This window comes from Aeromonas ichthyocola, assembly GCF_046087985.1.
Lineage (GTDB): Bacteria > Pseudomonadota > Gammaproteobacteria > Enterobacterales > Aeromonadaceae > Aeromonas > Aeromonas rivipollensis.
Map to the genome: position 1 here is coordinate 244,037 of NZ_JBJSWH010000001.1, position 21,836 is coordinate 265,872.

The 21,836-nt window shown below is 63.7% G+C and carries 17 protein-coding genes, 3 tRNA genes and 1 other RNA gene; 16 read left to right on the forward strand and 5 right to left on the reverse strand.

Translation table 11 applies throughout. From position 1 onward, the window contains the following. Positions 1-103: 103 nt before the first annotated feature. A complete protein-coding gene (locus ACF2JD_RS01085) occupies positions 104-322 on the reverse strand; it encodes a hypothetical protein (RefSeq protein WP_139746077.1) in 219 nt (72 codons plus the stop codon). A gap of 58 nt (positions 323-380) precedes the next feature. After that, positions 381-899, reverse strand: coding sequence for a type VI secretion system effector Hcp1 (gene hcp1, locus ACF2JD_RS01090; RefSeq protein WP_025326621.1), 519 nt, complete (start codon positions 897-899; stop codon positions 381-383). A gap of 671 nt (positions 900-1,570) precedes the next feature. On the opposite strand from hcp1, the gene ACF2JD_RS01095 reads away from it, so the two are divergent. Next, a complete protein-coding gene (locus ACF2JD_RS01095; protein ID WP_139746076.1) occupies positions 1,571-2,785 on the forward strand; it encodes a hypothetical protein in 1,215 nt (404 codons plus the stop codon). Positions 2,786-2,925: 140 nt separating this feature from the next. Here the strand turns inward: ACF2JD_RS01095 and ACF2JD_RS01100 are convergent. The 3 genes from ACF2JD_RS01100 to dauA all read right to left on the reverse strand — a co-directional run bounded on the left by ACF2JD_RS01100 (position 2,926) and on the right by dauA (position 5,204). Next, positions 2,926-3,054, reverse strand: a non-coding RNA gene (locus ACF2JD_RS01100) — RtT sRNA. 53 nt (positions 3,055-3,107) lie between these two features. Continuing rightward, positions 3,108-3,195 (reverse strand) — tRNA-Ser (locus ACF2JD_RS01105). 272 nt (positions 3,196-3,467) lie between these two features. Beyond that, positions 3,468-5,204 (reverse strand): C4-dicarboxylic acid transporter DauA, encoded by a 1,737-nt coding sequence (gene dauA, locus ACF2JD_RS01110; protein WP_163149127.1) that lies wholly within the window; start codon positions 5,202-5,204, stop codon positions 3,468-3,470. A 656-nt stretch (positions 5,205-5,860) separates the two neighbouring features. Here dauA and ACF2JD_RS01115 point away from each other — a divergent pair. The 15 genes from ACF2JD_RS01115 (at position 5,861) to ACF2JD_RS01185 (ending at position 21,775) form a co-directional block, all read left to right on the forward strand. After that, positions 5,861-5,936: transfer RNA gene (locus ACF2JD_RS01115), tRNA-Asn, on the forward strand. A gap of 2 nt (positions 5,937-5,938) precedes the next feature. Next, positions 5,939-6,014 (forward strand) — tRNA-Asn (locus ACF2JD_RS01120). 310 nt (positions 6,015-6,324) lie between these two features. After that, complete coding sequence (locus ACF2JD_RS01125) at positions 6,325-7,761, forward strand: circularly permuted type 2 ATP-grasp protein (protein WP_163137298.1); 1,437 nt, start codon at positions 6,325-6,327, stop codon at positions 7,759-7,761. Continuing rightward, complete coding sequence (locus ACF2JD_RS01130; RefSeq protein ID WP_289975158.1) at positions 7,755-8,681, forward strand: alpha-E domain-containing protein; 927 nt, start codon at positions 7,755-7,757, stop codon at positions 8,679-8,681. Before ACF2JD_RS01125 ends, ACF2JD_RS01130 begins: the two co-directional genes overlap by 7 nt. Beyond that, on the forward strand, positions 8,678-9,478 hold the full coding sequence (locus tag ACF2JD_RS01135; protein WP_042648101.1) for a transglutaminase family protein: 801 nt from the start codon (positions 8,678-8,680) through the stop codon (positions 9,476-9,478). Before ACF2JD_RS01130 ends, ACF2JD_RS01135 begins: the two co-directional genes overlap by 4 nt. Before the next feature lie 43 nt (positions 9,479-9,521). Then, positions 9,522-10,223, forward strand: coding sequence for a peptidase (locus tag ACF2JD_RS01140; RefSeq protein WP_440986585.1), 702 nt, complete (start codon positions 9,522-9,524; stop codon positions 10,221-10,223). An 87-nt stretch (positions 10,224-10,310) separates the two neighbouring features. Next, on the forward strand, positions 10,311-10,796 hold the full coding sequence (locus ACF2JD_RS01145; protein WP_106887087.1) for a YqhA family protein: 486 nt from the start codon (positions 10,311-10,313) through the stop codon (positions 10,794-10,796). 122 nt (positions 10,797-10,918) lie between these two features. After that, a complete protein-coding gene (locus ACF2JD_RS01150) occupies positions 10,919-11,368 on the forward strand; it encodes a hypothetical protein (protein ID WP_139746347.1) in 450 nt (149 codons plus the stop codon). 4 nt (positions 11,369-11,372) lie between these two features. Next, positions 11,373-14,351 (forward strand): YncE family protein, encoded by a 2,979-nt coding sequence (locus ACF2JD_RS01155; protein ID WP_440986586.1) that lies wholly within the window; start codon positions 11,373-11,375, stop codon positions 14,349-14,351. Continuing rightward, positions 14,351-15,175, forward strand: coding sequence for an FTR1 family iron permease (locus ACF2JD_RS01160; protein WP_290071383.1), 825 nt, complete (start codon positions 14,351-14,353; stop codon positions 15,173-15,175). The genes ACF2JD_RS01155 and ACF2JD_RS01160 overlap by 1 nt, the downstream gene beginning before the upstream one ends. A 79-nt stretch (positions 15,176-15,254) precedes the next feature. Then, positions 15,255-16,676, forward strand: coding sequence for an NAD(P)/FAD-dependent oxidoreductase (locus tag ACF2JD_RS01165; RefSeq protein WP_440986587.1), 1,422 nt, complete (start codon positions 15,255-15,257; stop codon positions 16,674-16,676). A 104-nt stretch (positions 16,677-16,780) separates the two neighbouring features. Then, entirely contained in the window at positions 16,781-17,353 is a 573-nt protein-coding gene (locus ACF2JD_RS01170) for a hypothetical protein (protein ID WP_440986867.1), read from the forward strand. Positions 17,354-17,459: 106 nt separating this feature from the next. After that, complete coding sequence (locus ACF2JD_RS01175; RefSeq protein WP_440986588.1) at positions 17,460-18,722, forward strand: hypothetical protein; 1,263 nt, start codon at positions 17,460-17,462, stop codon at positions 18,720-18,722. An 87-nt stretch (positions 18,723-18,809) separates the two neighbouring features. Then, on the forward strand, positions 18,810-20,456 hold the full coding sequence (locus ACF2JD_RS01180) for a hypothetical protein (RefSeq protein ID WP_440986589.1): 1,647 nt from the start codon (positions 18,810-18,812) through the stop codon (positions 20,454-20,456). Between the two features lie 116 nt (positions 20,457-20,572). Then, positions 20,573-21,775, forward strand: a complete 1,203-nt coding sequence (locus ACF2JD_RS01185) for a Bcr/CflA family multidrug efflux MFS transporter (RefSeq protein ID WP_395948624.1) — start codon at positions 20,573-20,575, stop codon at positions 21,773-21,775. Positions 21,776-21,836 lie beyond the last annotated feature (61 nt).

Consider the following 21,836-nt stretch of genomic DNA (forward strand, 5'->3'; position numbering starts at 1 on the left):
GATCTTTCTTGTGCTCGCTCACAGCTGCAAACGAGCAGAAGAAAAACAGACAGGGCGTTATTGAGTGGGAGTCACAAGCAGGCCGGCATCCCGGCCTTCGAGGTCACGCCAGATTGGCCTGGATGTATTGCGCCATCTGGAGGCTGCGGGCATCACCGCGTCTTTGCAGCTCGGCGAGCACCTCTTGCAGAGTGCCGCGATACACCAAAGAGCCCCGCACCAGGGTTCTATGGCTGTGGCCAATGTCGGTGAAGGTGGCCCCCCCTCTGTGCAGGTGGATGTGCGGTTCATTGGTATCGGGATAGAACGACTCTCTTGGCATGCTGCCTCCTTGTCTGATTCATAAAAGGGAGCACCCGGTCGAGTGCTCCCTCATGGCATCAAGCCTCGATGGGGGCACGCCAGTCGTCGGCACCCGAGGTACCGGCTACAGTGTGTTCCCAGTCGATCTTGCGGTAGGCCAGGGAGACCTGGATCAGCTGGGTGAAGTCGGCGTTGGCCGGATCCTGGCAGTGGGGCATCTGGCAGTCGATGTCGACTATGGTGGCATCGGTCAGCACGGTAGAGAAGAAGTGCTCCTGCTTGCCTTCCACCGAGGTGCGGTACCACTTCAGGGTCACTTTCGGCAGCATCTCGCCGGAGGCCAGGGAGTTGTACATCAGCGGCACGGCCTTGTTCAGGGCCACGGTAAACTTGAACGGCTTGTGGACACGTTGGCCCGCAGGCTGACCGGATTGCGGGTCGGTCGGGACTGTGACGACGTGCTGGAACTCTTGCACCAGCATCTCGTCTTCGTGACCCTGCACGAAGATGTTGCCGACGGAGTCGGAGGTGAAGGCACCGGCGGTGATGTTGCCCTGGGTTTTACCTTCGATGCTGATATAACATGGAGTTGGCATGGATTTGCTCCTGATGGGTTGAACGGTAATGACACTCAACCGAAACCATTAGCAGTGACCATGCCAATTCATTTTTTTGTTATAAAACAAAAGCTTGAAGTTATTTTTTGTCCGCACCCCCATCGGCATGCCGCAACGCCTTGCGCATCCAGAGTCTATCGCTGGCATTTATTGCAATGACAGCATTTAACCCCACCATTGCGGCAAGATATTGCCCACACCAGCATGTGATACTGCCATCAGCGATGAATACATGGATCCTCTTGCCGTTATCTCACCCATCGCCGCCCCTCTTTCTCTGACACGGCTCGGCCCTGAGGCAAGGAGCCATACCAGCCATCATCGGGAAAGCTGGCGCTCCCCAAGGGTAAAATTGTCGTGGGCAGATCACATCGCCAGTCCATGGCAAACGCTATACCTATAGCCATGGGGCTTGGCTCAGGGGCATTGCGGTGGAACCCGCCGTCACGGCAGTCATTTTCCTCTGCTAATCCTGTTTTCATATGGGGTTTTCAGCCAGCAAAGAGGCTGAGCTCAGAGGATCCGTCATGGTGCACTCATGACTCCAAGCCCGAATCCCGGCATGCAGCAGCCTCCCCTTCCACCCTGGTGGCAAGGGTAGCCGGTGGCGGTCGGATAGCACATTTGTCGCACAGCAAGGTGGTCCAATCATGTCGCATCACAGGCCTGTCACCCCGCCCGATCCCCTCAGCCCTCCCCTGTCCGATCCCAGCAACTTCTCCCTGATCCTGGGGGGCCCCCTCTATCAGCTGTGGAGCCGGGCGCATCTTGGTGACATAGAGGCGCACATCAGGCGACGGATCCTCGTCCTGAGCGGGATCTGCTGGCTGCCCCTGTTGTTGCTGTGCGGGTGGGACGGCAGCCTGCTGCAAGGGGTGGCGGTGCCCTTTCTGCTGGACGTAGAGACCCATGTCCGCTTTCTCATCTGCGTCTCCTTGCTGGTGTTCGCCGAACTCGTCGTCCACCAGCGCATCCGGGGGATCGTCAGCCAGTTCATCGAACGGGGGTTGATCTCGCCGCTCTCCTTGCCACGCTTTCATGACGCCATTCGCAGCGCCATGATCTGGCGAAATTCGATCCCCGCGGAGGTCGGGCTTATCCTGCTGGTCCTCTCTATGGGGTACTTCATCCGGACCCACACCTTCGTCCTGGAGTCCTCGACCTGGTACGCCACCATGGAAGGGGGTAGCCCGACCCTGACCCTGCCCGGTTTCTGGTTTTTCTGGGTGAGCAACCCCATCATCCAGTTTCTGCTCCTGCGCTGGCTCTACCGGCTCCTGATCTGGACCCGCTTCCTCTGGCAGGTCTCCCGGATCCCCCTCTCCCTCATGCCGACCCATCCCGATCGCAACTGCGGCCTCGGCTTTCTTGGGGGCTCGGCCTACGCCTACTCGCCGCTGCTGACAGCTCTGGGGGCCCAGCTGGCCGGCTTTATCGCCAACCGGATCTTCTATGACGCCGCCGTACTCACCGCCTACAAACCGGAGATCATTCTGCTCGCCGGCTTCGGCTTGCTACTGGTGCTGGCGCCTCTGACGGTCTTTGCCCCCCATATTCTGGCTGCCAAGCGTCTGGGACTGCGGGAATATGGCGCCCTCGCCGCCGAGTACAGCCGCAGCTTCGAGCACCGCTGGCTGCGCACGGCGGACAGAGACGGGGAATCCCTGCTCGGCGCCTCGGATATCCAGTCCCTCGCCGATCTGGGTACTGCCTATGCCGTCATCAAGGAGGTCAGGCCCATGCCATTCAGTCGGGACATGTTCCTGCAACTGGTGCTCGCGACTGTGGTGCCCTTCCTGCCCCTGCTCCTCACCCTCTTCTCCTTCGAGACACTGCTCGACAGGCTGGTGGGGGTGATCTTCTGATGCAGATAGGGAAGGAAAAGGTGGCCTGAGACGGACGGATTGCCGTCTCCGGCGAGGAGACACAGCCACCCTGCGCTGAAGCCGAGGAGATGACGATCCCAACAACAAAAAAGCCCGACCATCAGGTCGGGCTTTGAATATGGCGGTGAGGGAGGGATGATTCGCCACTGCGTGGCTCACCCCTTCGGGGCGGCCGTTGGCCGTTCATCGCAGCAAGCTGCTCTGCTCGAACCCGGCGAGGGTTCTCACCCTCCCTCTATGGGCATCAGGTTTGCGGTGTCCCCAGATGCAAAAAACCGACCCTGAGGTCGGTTTTTCAATTTGGCGGTGAGGGAGGGATTCGAACCCTCGATACGTTGCCGTATACACACTTTCCAGGCGTGCTCCTTCAGCCACTCGGACACCTCACCAAATTTTTACTTCTTTGAAGTGGCTTTCGGAGCACGCTACGCGCGCTTTCTTACCGACTTCGGCGGTGGGCAGCCACTCGGACACCTCACCAAATTTTTGACTGCTTTTAACGTGTTCAATCGCCACGTGGTTCGTTGCGCTGCTGCGCTGGAACGGGGCGTAATGTAAGGGATAGGAGCAAGCCGGTCAATCTCATTTTTCATCTTTTGCTATCGTTTGCTCAATTTGCGAACCAACTGACCAAAAAGATGCCGTTTCCTATCCCTTTACGTCAATTTTCAACCGCTTCGTGCAAATGTTCCCCTCTGATAGCCTCCTCCAGCGAGCCGTAGAACTCCAGCTCACCCGGGACAGGACGCACCTTGGCCCGCGCCAGGGTCTTGAGGGGCTGGAACTGCAACTCGGCCACCTTCAGCTGGACGCCCGACTTGGCCATGCGTTTGGCAAATTGCTGGAAGGCAGAGAGCCCGCCGGCGTCCAGGATGGAGACGGCCTCCATCTGCAGGATCAGCGCCTTGTGCTCCCCCACCTGGGCCAGCAGCTCCTCGAAGACCCGCTCGGCGGCGGCAAAGAACAGGGGACCGTTGATCTTGTAGAGCAGGGTCTGCGCCGGCACTTCGCTGGCATAACGGCCGTGCTCGGCCAGGTTGTGCAGTCGGGTCATCTTGGCGATTTCACGCATGAACAGCAGGGACGCCAGGATCACCCCGAAGGTGATGGCGATGACCATGTCGAAGATGACGGTGAGGGACAGGCAGACCAGCAGCACCAGCACATCCGAGCGGGGCGCCCTGCGCACCAGATCCACTACCTTGTGAGCCTCGCTCATGTTCCAGGCCACCAGCAGCAGCAGGGCGGCCATGGCAGAGAGCGGCAGCCAGGAGAGCCAGGGGGCCAGCACCAGAATGGCCGCCAGCACCACCAGCGCATGGACTATGCCGGAGATGGGCGAGGTGGCCCCCGCCCGCACGTTGGCGGCGGAGCGGGCGATGGCGGCCGTCGCCGTGATGCCGCCGAAGAAGGGGGCGAGTATGTTGCCAAGCCCCTGCCCCACCAGCTCGCCGTTGGAGCTGTGCTTGCGCCCCGTCATGCCGTCCAGCACCACGGCGCAGAGCAGGGATTCGATGGCTCCCAGCATGGCCATGGAGAAGGCGGCGGGCAGCAGCCGCTCTATGGCCGCCAGATCCCAGACCACGGGGGCGCCGTCCGGCCCGGGCAGTGCCCAGGGCATCACCAGGGTCGGCGCTATGGGGGGTATCCCCATGCCCTGAGTGCCATCGGCCAGGGTATAGCTGAACTTGCTGCCTATGGTGGCCACGTCCACTCCCAGGGCGTGCAGGCCGACCCCCAGGCCTACCCCCACCAGCACGGCCGGCAGGTGACCCGGCACCGGCAGCCGCAATCTGGGCCAGAGCAGCAGCACCGCCAGGGTGGCCACCCCCACCAGGGTATCACCCCACTGCCAGCTGGGCAGGGCATGGGCCAGCGCCTGCACCTTGCCGACATAGGTTTCCGGCATCTCGGGAACGTGCAGGCCGAAGAAGTCCTTGATCTGCAAGGTGGCGATCACGATGGCGATGCCGCCGGTGAAGCCCAGGGTCACCGAGGGCGGAATGTATTCGATGAGGCGACCGAGGCGCGCCATCCCCATGGCCACCAGGAAGAAGCCGGAGATGAGGGTTGCCATCAGCAGGCCCCCCACCCCGAATTGCTGGGCCACCGGATAGAGGATCACCACAAAGGCGGCGGTCGGCCCCGAGATGGAGAAGCGCGAGCCCCCCGTCACGGCAATCACGATGCCGGCGATGATGGCGGTGTAGAGGCCGTGCTGGGGCGGCACCCCGCTGGCGATGGCCAGCGCCATGGCGAGCGGAATGGCGATGATACCGACCGTGATGCCGGCGATGAGGTCGCGGCCGAAGCGCGCCACGCTATAGGGTTCATCGATGCAGGATTGGCGCAATGCGATAGCCAGCTTCACGCCTTGTAAGGAAGCTTGATTGTGCATGTCTAGGGTAATACCAGAAGAGGGAGACAAAGGCCGGAGTGAACCGGCACCCGATCATCATCAAGGGCCGGCAGAGCTGTCGACGCGGCGATGGTATCCAGAGCAACCATACCCGAGCCGGCCCGATAATTCGATGGGCAGGATCAAGAAATGGCCATTACCCCGCATTATTGTCATCGATAGCTCGCATATCGCCGATTTTCACAGCCATCCCTTCAGTTACCCGGTCATCACGAACCTGTATCTTCCCCGCATCCCTCGACCATCACCTTAGAGGCAAGCTCATCGACAATCGGTATATCGCCGATATTCCCTGCCATCTCTATTTAGTTATCTACTCATCACGAACCTGCATCTGCCCGCATCCCCCGCCCAACGCCTCAGAGGCAAGCCCATCGAGAGGCACATGCATCACCTCCCCCCTCCATGATCGGCTTATCCATTGCCCCGCCCCCTCCAGGCCGGGGCGCGCCTTCACGGCCAGCTCAACCGTGGCTGCCGGCGGGGCCATCTCAAGCTGCTGATTGTGCTGAAAATAGTCCACAGCGCCCAAGTTTTGGGCAAACGGGCCGAAAAGCCATTTTTCCGTGGAATGGCGGGTTGACACCCGTCCGGGGGATCATTAATATCCGCTCCGTCTCGACGAGACAGGCAATTCCTCCTTAGTTCAGTCGGTAGAACGGCGGACTGTTAATCCGTATGTCACTGGTTCAAGTCCAGTAGGAGGAGCCAATTCCCTCGTAGTTCAGTCGGTAGAACGGCGGACTGTTAATCCGTATGTCACAGGTTCAAGTCCTGTCGAGGGAGCCATCTTCTAAAGCCCAGTCTCAGGACTGGGCTTTTTCGTTTCCCCTGCCCCAGCGCGGGGCAAGGCGAAGCTGCGCGGCCTCCCCTCCCTGTCCGCCTCTGCTCATCGCGCCTGGGGCGCTGCCACAAGATGACGCAGGACTACCCTCTCTGGGGTACCAGTCTGGTGCAGCGTCCTTTCCTCTTTGATGACACTGCACTCATCCTTCTGATTTATCAGTATAAAATTACTGATATCGGCCTTCATAGCGACTCAGTTGACTGGCACAGCCCTTGCAATTCCTGACCTCAGGGACGTCACAAGGAGTTGCCTATGCTACCCATCAAGCCGCCCGGACCCGGTTGCTACGACGAGATGTTGCTCGCCAACAACCAGTTTCGCGATCACTACCACGCCTACCTGGCGTGGCTGCACCAGACCGACGAGAAGAGCATAGAACGCAAGCGTGAGGAGGCCGATCTGCTGTTTCACCGGGTCGGCATCACCTTCAACGTCTATGGGGATGGCGATGGCGCCGAGCGCCTCATCCCGTTCGACAGCATTCCCCGCATCATCCCCGCCCAGGAGTGGCAGCATCTGGACAAGGGGATCCGCCAGCGCGTCACCGCCCTCAACGCCTTCCTGCACGACATCTATCACGATCAGCGCATCCTGAAGGCGGGGGTGATTCCGGCCGCCCAGATCCTCACCAATGCCCAGTACCAGCCCTGCATGCAGGGGGTCGACCTGCACCGCAACACCTATGTCCACATCACAGGGGTCGACATCATCCGCAACAGCGACGGTGACTACTACGTGCTGGAGGACAATCTGCGCACCCCCTCCGGGGTCTCCTACATGCTGGAGAACCGCAAGATGATGATGCGCCTCTTCCCGGAGCTGTTTCACAACCAGCCCATAGCACCGGTGGAGCGCTACCCGGCTCTCTTGCTGCAGACCCTGCGCGAGAGCAGCCCGGTGGACAACCCCTGCGTGGTGGTGATGACCCCGGGCCGCTTCAACAGCGCCTACTTCGAGCACAGCTTCCTCGCCCAGCAGATGGGGGTGGAGCTGGTGGAGAGTGCGGATCTGGTGGTCAAGGATGGTCAGGTGCTGATGCGCACCACCACTGGGCTGAAACGGGTGGATGTCATCTATCGCCGCATCGACGACGACTACCTGGATCCCCTGGCCTTCAACCCGGACTCTCTCATAGGCGTGCCGGGCCTGCTCTCTGTCTACCGCGCCGGCGGCGTGGTGTTGGCCAATGCCATCGGCACCGGGGTGGCCGATGACAAGTCCATCTACCCCTATGTGCCGGAGATGATCCGCTTCTACCTGGGGGAGGAGCCCATCCTCAACAACGTCCCCACCTGGCAGTGCCGGGAACCCGATGCCCTGGCCTATGTGCTGGCGCACCTGGAGGAGCTGGTGGTCAAGGAGGTCCATGGCGCCGGTGGCTACGGCATGCTGATCGGCCCCTGCGCCAGCCGCGAGGAGCTGGCCCGTTTTCGCGAGCTGCTCAAGGCTAGGCCCGACAACTACATAGCCCAGCCCACCCTCTCTCTGTCCACCTGCCCCACCTTCGTCGAGGCGGGCATAGCCCCCCGCCACATCGACCTGCGTCCCTTCGTGCTCACCGGCCAGGAGCTGCGCCTGGTGCCGGGCGGCCTGACCCGGGTCGCCCTCACCGAGGGCTCCCTGGTGGTGAACTCCTCCCAGGGCGGCGGCACCAAGGACACCTGGGTCATGGAGGGCAACCCATGCTGAGCCGCACCGCAAGCGAACTCTACTGGATGTCCCGCCACCTGGAGCGGGCGGAGAACACGGCGCGCATGCTGGACGTCACCCAGACCATGTCGCTGATGCCCTCCATCGACGCCGATCACAGCGAGCTGCTGGCCCCCCTCACCATCAGCGGCACCCACGAACCCTTCCTCGCCCGCTACGGCCAGGTGAACATGGAGAACCTGCTGCAATTTTTCTGCTTCGACGAGGAGAACCCGAGCAGCATCTTCAGCTGCCTGCGCATGGCCAGGGACAATGCCCACGGGGTGCGCGGCAAGATCCCGGGAGAGGTGTGGGAGAGCATCAATGCCGCCTGGATAGAGATACGCCGGCGCCGCAAGGGGGGGCTGTCCAGCGGCCAGGCCCAGGAGTTCTTCGACTGGATCAAGGAGCGATCCCACCAGTTCCGTGGCGCCACCTACGGCACCATGATGCGGGGGGATGTGCTCTGGTTCCTGCGCCTTGGCACCTTCATCGAGCGGGCCGACAACACGGCGCGCATCCTCACCGTCAAGTATCAGGTGATCCGGGAGGACGAGGACAGCGTGCGCGAGTTCTACCGCTGGAACGCCCTGCTGCGCTCGGTGGGGGCCTACGAGGCGCACCAGACCCTCTACAAGACCCTCTCCCACGCCTCCATCGCCGAGCTGCTGATCCTGCGCAACGAGGTGCCGCGCTCCCTGCGGGCCTGCCTCGACGAGATGGAGCACATCCTGGCCCAGATCGAAGGCAACGCCGGCCAGACGCCGCGCCGCCTCACCACCATACTCAACGCCCATCTGACCTATGGCGCCATCGAGGATGTGTTTGCCCTCGGCATGCAGGCGTACCTGAGGGACTTTCTCAGCGACATCGGCGCCATCGGCCAGAGCATCCACGCCGCCTACCTGGAGGTATTATGAGACTCATCATCGATCACCAGACCCGCTACCACTATGCCGACGTGGTGCGCCGCAGCACCCAGTACCTGCGCCTGACCCCGCACAGCACGGCCCGCCAGCAGATCCTCTCCTGGCAGCTGGAGCTGCCGGGGGAGGCCACCTGCACCACGGACGGTTACGGCAACATACTGCACGTGCTGAGCCTGGAGTCCCCCCACGAGGGGATCCTCATCCGCGCCCGTGGCGAGGTGGAGATCCGCGACGATGCACAGGAGGACGAAGAGCACTCCCTCATCTCTCCCCTGAGCTACCTGAGGCCCACCACCCTTACCTGCCCAAGCGAGGCCCTGCGCGCCCTGGCGCAGGAGTGCCTGCCCTCCGAGCCGACCCAGGCCGACCTGCAGGGCCTGATGGCGCGCATCCTGGCCCGCATGCCCTATCAGCCGGGCAGCACAGACGCCACCTTCAGCGCCGACGAGGCCCTCGCCTCGGGCAGCGGCGTCTGTCAGGACCACACCCATGTCTTCCTGGCCTGCTGCCGCCACGCCGGTCTGCCGGCCAGGTACGTGAGCGGTTACCTCTACAGCCAGGACAGCAGCCACGTGGCGATGCACGCCTGGGCCGAGGTGTGGATTGAGGCTCGCTGGCACACCTTCGATGTGACCAACCTCACCTGCTCCGCCAACGAGCACCTCAAGCTCGCGGTCGGCATGGACTACCTGGATGCCTGCCCGGTGCGCGGGGTGCGCTACGGCGGCGGCTGCGAGCAGTTGCAGAGCCAGGCGCGGGTCACTCGCCTGGATGGGCAGCAGCAATGAGGGCCCAGGGAGTGCTGGCGGGAGTGCTGGCGGGAGCGCGGCCATGACCTATTGCGTCGCCATGTGCCTGCAAGATGGCATCGTCTTCGCCTCCGACTCGCGCACCAATGCGGGGGTGGACCACATAGCCACCTTCCGCAAGCTGCACCTCTTCACCCGGGAGGACAGGGTGATAGTGCTGCAAAGCGCCGGCAACCTGGCCACCACCCAGAGTGTCATCAGCCTGCTGGCACAGGGGCAGGAGCTCCTTGCCCTTCCCAGTCTGTACGAGGTCGCGGCCCTCATAGGCCAGACCATACGCACCGTCATCAGCCGGGATGGGGGCCAGCAGCAGGGGCATGTCAACTTCGGCTGCAACATACTGCTGGGGGGCCAGATCCGGGGGGAGCGCCACCGCCTGTTCCACATCTACCCGGAGGGCAACTTCATCGAGGCGGGCCCGGACACCCCCTACTTCCAGATAGGGGAGAGCAAGTACGGCAAGCCCATCATAGATCGCATCATCCAGTACGAGACGCCACTCCAGACCGCCATGCAGTGCGCCCTCATCTCCATCGACTCGACCCTGCGCAGCAACCTCTCGGTGGGCCTGCCCCTGGATGCGCTCGTCTATTCCGAGGGGAGCTTCTCGGCGGCACAGCTGCACCGCATCACAGAGCAGAACCCCCACTTCCAGGCCCTACGCAAGGCCTGGGGCGAGGGGTTGCAACGGCTGTTCCGAGAGCTTCCCCCCTTCCCCCTCTGAACGGGCGAGGGAGCGCCATGGCGCTTTCCCGCCCCCCTCTTTCCAGATATTCTGGCTGCCATTCGCTTCCCTCTCGATGGAGTCCCCATGCGCCGCTTCAACTTCATGCTCAACGGCAGCCGGCTGATGATGTTCCCCTTCTATGTTTGCATCCTGGTGTGCGTCGCCCTCTTGATGGTGAAGTTCGCCATGCAGCTCTATGTGCTGTGCCGCGACATCATCGAGATCGACTATCTGGATCTCATCACAGGGGTGCTCACCCTGGTGGACTTCGTGCTGGTGGCCCAGATGCTGATCCTGGTGGCCATCTGCGGTTATGTGCAGTTCATCAAGACCCCGGAGCAGCGGGCGGCCCTGGGGGACAACTGGCTCAGCAAGATCAACTTTGCGTCCCTCAAACTCATCGTCATCAACTCCCTGGTGACCATAGCCGGGATCGAAGTGCTCAAGGCCTTCCTGGAAGATGGCACCGGCAACGAGATCGAGATGAAGTGGTCTGTCATCGTCTTCCTGGCCTTCTCCACCGCCGCCCTCATCTACGCCATCACGGAGCGGCTGGCGGATCACAAGTGACCCGGCCCTGATTTCATTCAGGATCTATTCATCAGCGGCCGAATTGATAACTCTTTTCATTACCCTTACCCCATTGTAAACTTGCTCGCCCCGGGCCGAACCGCCCGGGTGCTGGAGCACCTATGACAAGCCTTTCCCTCTCACCGCGACACCTCTGGCAATGGCTGGCCTATCACCATCAGGCCGCCGAGGGCTCCCTCTACCTGATGTTCTTCTCCGGCCTGCTGCTGTGGGAGCCACTGACCCCTGTCTGGTCCCTGGCACGCTGGAACCTGTTTCTCCATGTGATGCTCTCCCTCTCCCTGTTTCCCCTGTTGTTTGGCGCCTTCTGGCTCTCCCATCGCAGCCTGCTGAACAAGAGCCGCAAACCCTTTCTGCGCACCACGGGCCGCATCATCGAAGGCCTGCTGCTGGTCTGTCTCGCCAGCGGCCTGTTGCTGGTGCTGCACGGCACCCCGGGGGACAGCCTGGGCAACCTCGCCAGCTGGGCCCACTGGCTGAGCGCGCTAGCGTTGACGCCCCTGGTGCTGCGCCACGCCTGGCGCTGGACCATCCTGAAATGGCGTGCCTGATCTTATGTTGAAGCTGCTCTTCTCCTGCCTACTCGCCCTCTCCATGCTGCTGGGCAGCTCCCTTGCCAGCGCCCAGGAGATGGGCACGGCCATGCTAGCCTATGACGAGGGCGACGCCCCTCGCCTGCTGGTGGCCAACCAGAGCGCGGGCTCCGTCACCCTGCTCGAGCGGGGCAGCGGCAAGCGACTCAAGGAGGTGCAGCTGGGGGGCGATCTGCGCCAGCTTGCCCGCGCCGATGACGGCACCCTGCTGGTCACCGACTACAGCGGCGATCGCCTGCTGCTGCTGGATGATGATCTCGATCTGGAAAAGACGATCCCCACCGGCCACAGGCCCTACGGCATCATCTTCGATGCCAAGCGGCATTGGTTCTGGGTCACGCTGTTCGAGGCTGGCCGCCTGCAGGCCTACGACAGCTCGGGCAAGCTCCAGCTGGATGTGACCGTTGCCGAGACTCCGCGTGGACTGGCCCTGACTAACGACGATCGCCTGCTGCTCACCCACGCCATGACGGGCCAGCTTGCCATCTATGATCTCGCCAAGCTTGGCAACGGCGCCAAGGGCGCCGCCTTACCCAAGCCCAAGCTCATTACCTTGGCCGAGACCCATAGCGACACGCCGAGCGACTCTCAGGGATTGCCACGCCTGCTGGACGGCATCGCCCTCTCCCCCGATGGCAGCGAAGCCTGGCTGCCTCATGTGCTGTGGAGTTTCGACCACCCCTTCCAGTTCCAGAGCACCGTCTTCCCGGCCGTCTCCATCATAGATCTCGATGAAGAGAAAGAGCGGGTGGATGAAAGAAAGCAGCTCTTCTTGCAGATCAATCTGCCAAGCGTCGGCAACCGCAGCCAGATCGTCTCCAACCCCTTCGCCGCGCGCTTCGCCGCCGATGGCAAGCGGGTCTACCTGACCCTGGCGGGCTCGGAAGATCTGCTGGTGTTCGACTTGTCGCGCAGCGGTAAATCCAACAGCAACCGGCACAGACGCAAGAAGTTTCAGGGAGGCGCCAAGGCGACCCAGCTCTTGCGCCACCTGCCGGGCCAGAACCCACGGGACTTGTTTGTAGACGGCGACCACATTCTGGTGCACAACGTCATGGGGCAGGATCTCACCCGCCTCAACACCGGCGGCAGCGGCCCCTTCGCCCGGGTCACTGTCGATGTGCCCCACTTCGCCAAGCTGGTAGAGACGGATCCACGCCCCGAGCCCCTCAAGCGTGGCGAGCTGCTGTTCAACCTGGGCAACACCGCCGCCAATGCCCGCTTCCCCATGGCCGGGGACAACTGGATGAGCTGCAACTCCTGCCATCTGGACGGGTTCAACTTCACCAACCGCCATCTGATGGCGGCCCATCGCCAGCAGAGCGGCGACAACGCCATCAACGGCCACGCCAACCTCGCCAACATGGTGGCGGGGGACTTCGTCGGCGAATACCTGCGCATGACCCAGCAGACTCAGGGCGGCATGGGCCACGATGGTCGCGATGGGGCCGAGACTGTGGATCCCGCCAAGCCCCAGCCCGAGGTGAAGGCCATGATGGAAGATCTGCACGCCTTCGTCACCGCAGATGGCAACCTCCCCTATCTCGCCAACTGGCTGCGGCTCGATGCCCCGCGCAGGGATCCGGCCAAGGCGCCGACGACCCATCCCAAGGAGTGGCTCAACTCCGCCTCCTGCCAGAACTGCCACCAAGAGGCGTTCAAGGACTGGAGCGAGAGCAACCACAGACTGATGGGCAACTCCCACCCCTACTACAAGGTGGTGCAGGCCCTGGCCCGCGAAACCGAAGGGGAAGCCTTCGGTCAGTGGTGCCAGGGCTGCCACATGCCCCAGCAGGTGCTGAACGGCCAGACTGAGCTGCCCAAGGGCTCCCACATGTTCGAGCAGGGGGGCGCCTCGCTCATTGCCGCCCACAAGGCAGGCGAACCCGTGGTGGAGGAAGGGACAGGCTGCGTGCTCTGCCATCGCATCACAAGGCTCGAAGATGCCGGCGGCAACAGCGCCTTCACGGTGAACCTCAAAGACCGCGAAAGCTATGTGTTCGAGGATGCCCCGGGGGGCAGCGCCCGCCACTGGCTGGCAGAGCGGCAGATCAACGCCCGTCCCGCCATGCACAAGGCCTCCTACCAGAAGGATTTCTATCAGGATGCGGCCCTGTGCAAATCCTGCCACAACGAGTTTGCCCCGGGCACAGGCGCCAATATCGTCAACACCTGGGACGAGTGGGAGAACTCCAGCTTCGCCAAGGCCGAGGATCCCGCCAAGCGGCGCAGCTGCATCGACTGCCATATGAACCCGGAGCCGGGCAACGGCGGCGCGCCGGTGGCAGGCCAGTCCACCGAAAATGGCACAGTGAAAGAACGGCTCTATCGCCACAACTTCACCGGCGCCCAGCACCAGCTGGTGGGGCTGCGCAATCCCGACCTTGAACAGGAGAGCCTGGCCCTGCTGCGCTCCAGCGCTACCCTCTCAGCCCGTATAGAACAGGCTGCCGATGGGCAGCAGCTGGTGGTGCGGGTCGCCAATACAGGCGCAGGCCATGCCCTGCCCACCGGGGTGGCCGATTTTCGCGAACTCTGGCTGGAGCTGACCGTCACCGACGCCAGCGGCAACATAGTGCTCACCAGCGGCCAGCCGGTGGAGGGCGCCGTGCCCGAGGATGCGCGCTTGTTCCGCAAAGTATTCGGCGATGCCGACGGCAAACCGGTGGGGCTCAAGTTCTGGCGTTACGCCAAGCTCCTGGAAGACACCCGTATCCCGGCCGATGGCTGGCGCGATGAAGCCTGGCAGCTACCCGCAGATGCCCAAGGGCCCTTCAAGGCCGATATCAAACTCAATTTCCGCACCTACCCCAAGTGGGTCAGTGATGCGGTGCGCGCCGCCGAGCCGAGCTTGCCGGAGCCACCCATAGTGCAGCTAAATCGGTTGCAACTCACCCTGCAGCCTCTCCCCATCACGCCCGATACGGAGCCTCAATCCTGATGTTTGCAAGTTTTCTCATTACCCTGCGCGAGGGGCTGGAAGCCTTCCTGCTGGTCGGCATCTGCCTCTCCTACCTCGCCAAGCTGGGGGCGAGTCGCTACAACAAGTTCATCTATCTGGGGGTGGGGCTGGGTCTTGTCGCCTCCCTCGTCGTCGCCTTCCTGTTCCAGGTGGTGGTGAGCCAGTTCGAGAGCGAACGTTACAACCACCTCTTGATGGCGGGGATACTGATCTTCGCCACCCTGGTGCTCACCTATATGGCGATCTGGATGCAAAAACAGGCCAAGTCCCAGGTGGGGGCCATGACGGCGCGCATCGATGCCGCTGTCGACGGCGGCAACCTGTTCGGCCTGGTGCTGCTCGCCTTCCTCGCCGTGATGCGGGAAGGCTTTGAGACAGTGCTCTTCTTCTCCGCCCTGGTCTATTCCGGGCAAGGGGTGGATCTGCACGAGGGACTGATGGGGGCGCTGGCGGGGCTGCTGGTCTCTGTGGTGCTGGTGTGGGGGCTGCTGCGCTCCACCCGCAAGGTGGCGCTGGCCCCCTTCTTCCGCTGGACCGGGCTGCTGATCATCATCATAGCCGCGGGGCTGCTGTCGTCCGCCGTCAACATGTTGCAGGCGGCGGACGTCATCACCTTCTGGACCACGCCCGTGTTCAACATCAGCCACATCCTCGACGATCAAGGGGTCTTCGGCACCTTCCTGCGCGCCCTGTTTGGCTACAATGCCTCACCGGCCGGCTTGCAGTTGCTGACCTGGGCCACCTATCTGGCCATCTTCGTCACCCTCTGGCATCGCAGCTATCGCCCTCGGGTGCAGGGATAAACCCGCCCCAGTTGCAACCCCATTCGGGGGCCGCGCCCTGGCGCGGTCCCCTTAGCTATCAAGCCGTTTCGGAACACTCATGAGCGACAACAACAAGAAGATTGCGGTACTGGGTGCCGGTCCCGCCGGTCTGATGGCCGCCTGGCGCCTGTGCCAGGCCGGTTTTGCGGTCACCCTGTTCGAGCAGGAGAGCGTGGTGGGGGGCATGTGCGCCACCCAGACCTTCAAGGGGCACGATGGTGACTATCGCTTCGACTACGGCGGCCACCGCTTTATCACCAAGAACCCCGAGCTGCTCGCCTTTATCGACGAGCTGATGGGGGACGACTTGCTCCACGCCGAGCGAAAGAGCGTGATCCGCTTCGGCGGGCGCACCTATGACTACCCCTTGAACCTCACCAACCTGCTGAGGACTGCCCCCCTAACCCTGATGGCGGGGGCGGTGAAGGATCTGCTGCTGTTGCCCTTTGCCAAGAAGCCGGACGATTTCGCCAAGGCGAGCTTTGCCGAGTGGATCCAGAGCCACTTCGGCCGCACCCTCTACCGCCAGTTCTTCGAGGGTTACACCGGCAAGCTCTGGGGCATCAACCCGGACAAACTCTCCGCCGACTGGGCCGGTCAGCGCATCAGTCTCATCGATTTGAAAGACGTGGCACGCCGCCTGCTACCAAGACGCAAGGGCAACCTCTCGGTGCGCACCTATGCCCGCAAATACCGTTATCCAAAGTATGGTTTCGGCCAGATCTTCACCACCCTGGGGGAGCGGCTGGTAGCAGAGGGCGTGACGGTCAAGACAGGCGCCACCATCAGCCGCCTCGAGCAGGTCGATGGCCGCATTGAGCGGGTCTATTGGCAACAAGAGGGTATTGAGCAAAGCGAATCCTTCGATCAGGTGATCTCCACCCTGCCGCTGCCGCTCACCTGCCAGCATCTGGGCTTGCCGTGCGATCTGCACTACCGATCCTTGCGCTTCGTCAACATGCCGCTTAAACAGGAGAACCTGTCGGACAACACCTGGCAGTACCTCTCCGACCCCCATATTCTGGCGACCCGCCTGCAGGAGCCGCGCCGCCGCAGCCCCTTTATGGCGCCACAGGGCCAGACCTCGGTGATGCTGGAGATCCCCTGCAATCCGGGGGATGCCACCTGGCAGGCGCCGCTGGCCGAGCTGCGGGGTCGGGTCACCGCCGATCTCGCGAGCCTAGGCGTTGATACCGCTAGGCTTGGCGATGAGACCTTCGAGGCCCGCAGCGAATACGCCTATCCGCTGATGGATCTTGGCTATCAGACCCGCCGCAACGAAGCCATCAAGGCGCTGATGCCGATTGGCAACCTCATCATGACAGGTCGCCAGGGGACGTTTCGCTACATCTTCACCGACACCGCCATGGAGATGGGGATGATGGCCGCTGACATGGTGATCGACGGGGTGGACAGACGCCACGCCATCTTCAATCATCGCAACGAAAACACAGTGATCGAGACCCAGAGCGTGGCGTAGCAACAGGAACAACCCCCTCCCGGCCTCCCCCTTGGGAGCGGGGTGGGGTCCAACGAATCAGGACTGGCGCCATGCCGTCAGGACAAATCAACAAGGAGAACAGGATGACCATACGCCACGGCTTGATCGCCCTCGCCCTACTGACGGGCCCGCTGCTGACCCTCAGCGGCCAGGCGCAGGCATACTCCTACGCCGCCGCAGGCAAGGAGCCGCTGATCGACGCCCGCGAGGCGCTGCTTGGCGCCGCCAGTGACGGCAAGGATGCCAGCGCCACCTTGAGCGAGATTGCCGACGAGCTGACCTATCTGGAAGAGCACCACAAGGTGACACTGCAAGCGCCCCTGGCCGCCGCCATCAAGGGGAAAGATGCCGCTGCCACAGCCGCTTTGCTCAACCGAGCCTACAAGGCCGAGATCGAGCGCCGCCTCGAGGGGGCCGGGCAGAACCTCGGCGATTACCAGACCGCCAAGGTGCTGGTGGTCAAGAGCAAGCGCTTCCTCGATTTGATCCTCCCCTCCCTCGGTGAAGGGGATCGCAAGGCCGCCGAACAGGCGTTGGCCAAGGTGCTGGACGCCATCGGCAACCCTGGGGTATTCGGGGTGGGCGCCAAGCCCGCCGATGCTGCCGCCTTCGCAGAAGCCGAAAAAGCGCTGATGGCCGTGCTGGCGCCGCTCTGATGACATTTCATCGATGATGACGGCCCCCCTAATCCCCGGTCCTTCTCCCGCAAGGGGAGAAGGGGGGCGTCACCACGGCCGATTACGCTTCGCTAATCGACCCTACTTGCTGATCCTTCTGCAACTGGTCTGGACGGGCTGGCTATTTACCTTCCCTGTGGCCCTCGATTCCGACGATGCCCTGAATTTCGCCCACGGGGTGGTGCGCTTTAGCGTGCTGGAGTTCTCCCCCCACTTCCCGGGCTACCCCGCCTTTATCTGGCTGGCGCGGCTGATCAATCTGGCGGTGGATGACCCAGCCGCTGCGGTGCAGTGGGCGAGCCTCCTGGGCACAGCGCTGATAGCGCCGCTCACCGCCTTGCTGGCGGTGAGAATATGGCAACGACCAAGCCTGCTCGCCCCCGTCTGGCTGCTGGTGCTGGCCCTGCCGCTCACCCCGACACTTGCCCTCTCCGGCCTCTCGGACGGGCCGGCGCTCGCCGCCTGGCTCGGGGCTCTGCTGGCCTTGCAGCATCGCAGGATAGCGCTGACAGGCCTCATGGTTGGATTGCTGCTGGCCCTGCGCCCCTCCTATTTTGTGCTGGCCCTGCTGCCGCTCTGGCTCGGGATAGAGCACAAGGGTGAGCGGCGCAAATTTCTGCTGCCCATCGCTTTGGTAGGGCTGATAAGTCTGCTCTTTGTCTGGCAGGCCGATGGCTGGGCCTATTTTGGCGAGGGGCGGCGCTTTACCGACGGCCACTTCACTCTGTGGGGCAACACGGCGGCGGCGCACGGCGACCGGCTGCTGAGCTGGGCCCGCACCTTCCATGATCAGCTCACTCCGCTCTGGCCCTTGGCTGTCGGAGCCTTGCTGGTACTGCCGCTCTGGCAAAGATCAAAAGACCAAGCCGCAGCCCTGTCGCCGCTCTGGCCCCTCTACTGGCTCGCCCTGCTGCTCTGGACCCTGTTTGGCCAGAACCCGGACAATCCCCGCCATCTGGCTCCCCTCACCCTGCTCGGCATAGTGCTGCTGGCGGGCAGGCTGCCGCTATGGGGCGAGCGACCTGCCATGCTGGGGGCCCTGTTGCTGCTGATGAGCACTCTCACCCCGCCTGCCGCGCCCGCCATGGTGCAGGCCGCCCGACTGGCCGAACGGACCTGCCCGGCCCTGGTGACCCAGTGGGGGGTACGGCTGCTTAGGGAAACCACGGCCCTGCCGGTGACCGATGGCTGGTACCAGGGGGATGCGGCCCTTGCTCTCACCCAGGGGGCCTGCCGCCTCAGCCGCAGCTCCATAGCGCAGAGCGAGATGCCGCTCCCCCACCAGGCGCACTGGTTTGCCCCCCGCTTTGGCGCCGAACCCGGCCTCTGGCTCGCCATACCACGCTGACAGGCGCGGGACTCTGGCCCAAACGCGTCGCTGCGCCAGCTGACTCGTCTACACTCACTGCGCATGGGCGTGGCAGGGAGAGGATGCATGAAGGGAGGCAAGGAGTGGGCACTGGTGCCCCTGATCCTGGCGCTGGCCAGCGCGCTCCTGGTGCTGCCAATCTGGCTGCAGGGGGGCACTCAGGGGCACGATCTGTTCCACCACCTGCTCTCCGGCCACTATTTTGCCCGCCAGCTGTGGCAAGGGGAGCTCTATCCCCGCTGGCTGATGGCCATGAATGGCGGCTTTGGCAGCCCCACCTTCTTCTTCTATCCCCCGCTCCCCTACTACGTCAGCGCCCTCTTTGCCGGCCCCGGCTCCCCCGCCCAGCAGGCCATCTATCCCCTGCTCGGCAGCGCCACCCTGGCGCTGCTGCTCTCAGGCGCGTTCGCCTATCTGTGGCTGCGCGCCACCACGCCCACGGGCCGGGCCCTGGCGGTCAGCCTGCTCTACCTGATCCTGCCCTATCACCTGGCCATGGATCTCTATGCCCGCTTCGCCCTGGCGGAGTTCTGGGCCTTCGCCTGGGCGCCGCTCATCCTGCTTGGCCAGGATCTCGCCCATCGCGGCCTGCGCCAGGGCCTGCCCCTGCTGATCCTGGGGCTGGCGCTGCTGGCCTTCTCCCACCTGCCCAGCCTGCTGCTGATGATGGGTCTGGTCAGCGTGCGCGCCCTCTGGTTCGCCTGGCGATCCCGCACCCTGGCGCCCTGCTGGATAGCCCTGGGGGCTCAGGGGCTGGGGCTTTGCATGGCGGCGGCCCTGCTGCTGCCCGCCCTGGCGGATCAGGGGGCCATCTCCATGGAGCTGATGCGCGGCGGCATGTTCGACTTTCGGCGCAACTTCCTCGACCGCCTGCCTTCTGGCTGGGGGGACTGGCGCTTTCGCGGCCACCTGGCATGGCAGAGCCTGCTGACCCTGGCCCTGCTGCTCATCGCCTGGGCCGCCGCCCGCGAGCCGCGCCACCCCGAGCTCCTGTGCTGGGGGGCGCTCGGGGTGGGTGCCTTCCTGATGATGTTGCCCCTGAGCCAGCCCCTCTGGAGCCTGCTGCCCCCCCTGCAACGGGTGCAGTTTCCCTGGCGGCTCAATCTCATCCTCACCCTGGCCACGGTCGCCGTGGTGGCGCTGGGCACCCCCACTCACCGCCCCTGGCAGTGGCTCTGGTGGGGAACACTCCTGCTGACCCTGATCACTACCCTCGCCTACGTCCGTCACGCCCCCCTCACCCAGGCCCCCACCCGGGAGGCCATGGCCCTCGAGTTCGACAGCAAGCGCAGCGCCCGGGAGTACAGGCCAAGGCAGGTGCCGGGGGGCATGTTCGCCCCGACCCTGCTCGCCTGGAAGGACGAATTCCAGCCCCCGGTGAGCGCCGAGCCCCCGGGCGCCAGCTGGACAGTGCACCGCTGGCAGCCCAGGGCCCTGACCCTGGCGGTGACGGCGGCGGTGCCGACCCGGCTGGTCCTGCACCAGTATGATTACCCCGGCTGGCAGGCCTGGCTCGACGAGCGTCTGATGCTGACGGTGGGTGCCAATCCCCAGGGCCTGATGCAGCTCTGGGTGCCGGCGGGCAGCCACAGCCTCACCCTCAGGCTGACGGCGCGCTGGCCCGAGCGGGCAGGCAATGCCCTCTCCTTGCTCGGGTGGCTGGGCTGGCTGCTGCTTCTGTGCCACCACAGGGCAAGGCGTCCGGGGCACTGATCTCGCCGCAGATCTGACCTCAAGGGCCGGGGCAGGATAGACCTGCTCAAGCCTGCCAAAGCTGATAGACTCAACACTCGCCCCTTTTCCCGGCCCTGCCACGACTCGGATACCCTATGCCTCAAGCCACGCCCCTCTCTCCCCGCTTCCTGTTCATCCTGCTCGGCGCCCTGGCGGGCCTGACCCCGCTCGCGGTGGACATGTACCTGCCCGCCATTCCGGCCATAGCCCGGGATCTGGCCACCAGCATAGACGGGGCCCAGCTCACCATCAGCGCCTTCCTCGGCGGCTTTGCCATCGGCCAGCTGTTCTACGGGCCGCTCGCCGACAGCTTCGGCCGCAAGCCGGTGATCCTGGCGGGACTGACGATGTTCGCCGTGGCCTCGGTGGGCTGCGCCATGGCCGACTCCCTGCCGGAGCTGCTGGCCTGGCGTATGCTGCAGGCCGCAGGGGGCGCGGCGGGATCCGTGGTGGTCAATGCCCTGCTGCGAGATCTGTTCGAGAAGGATGCGTTTTCGCGGGCCATGTCCTTCGTCATCCTGGTGATGACGCTGGCCCCCCTGGTGGCCCCGGTGGTGGGCGGCTACATCAGCGCCCACAGCGATTGGCGGGTGATCTTCTGGCTGCTGGTGGGGGTGAGCCTGCTCATCTGCGTGGTGATGCAGTGGAAGATCCAGGAAACCCTGAAACCCGAACACAGGCAGCCCCTCAAGCTTGGCCAGGTGCTGCGCAACTACTGGGGCGTGCTCTCCCACCGCGGCGCCATGGGCTATGTGCTGTGCGGCGCCCTGTCGAGCTCTGGCATGTTCGCCTTCCTGAGCGCCTCCCCTTATGTCTATATCGAGTATTTCAAGGTACCGACCGAGCACTACGGCTGGCTCTTTGGCCTCAATATCCTGCTGATGATGGTGGTCACCTTCGTCAACAGCCGTCTGGTGAAGGGGGTGGGCGCCGAGCGCATGCTGCAATACGGCCTGACTGTGCTGCCGCTGGCCGGGGCCCTGCTTATCTATAACGCCTGGAGCCAGACCGGGGGCCTCTGGGGCATCGTCATCCCAGTGGTGCTCTTCGTCGGGCACATCAGCCTGGTGGGGGCCAACGCCATGACGGGCCTGATGGGCCATTTCCCCCAGTCGGCGGGCACCGCCTCGGCGCTCGCGGGCACACTGCGCTTTGGCATAGGCGCCGTGGTGGGCATTTTGGTCAACCTCAATCCCCCCGAGTCGCCGCTGCCCATGGCCATCGCCATCGCCGCCTGTGGCCTGGGCTCGGCGCTCAGCTACTGGATACTCACCGGCAAACGTGCCAGGGCGGCCTGACGCGCTCTTAGGCTCACCGCGATGCCGACACGAAAAAGCCCTGTCCACCGGACAGGGCTTT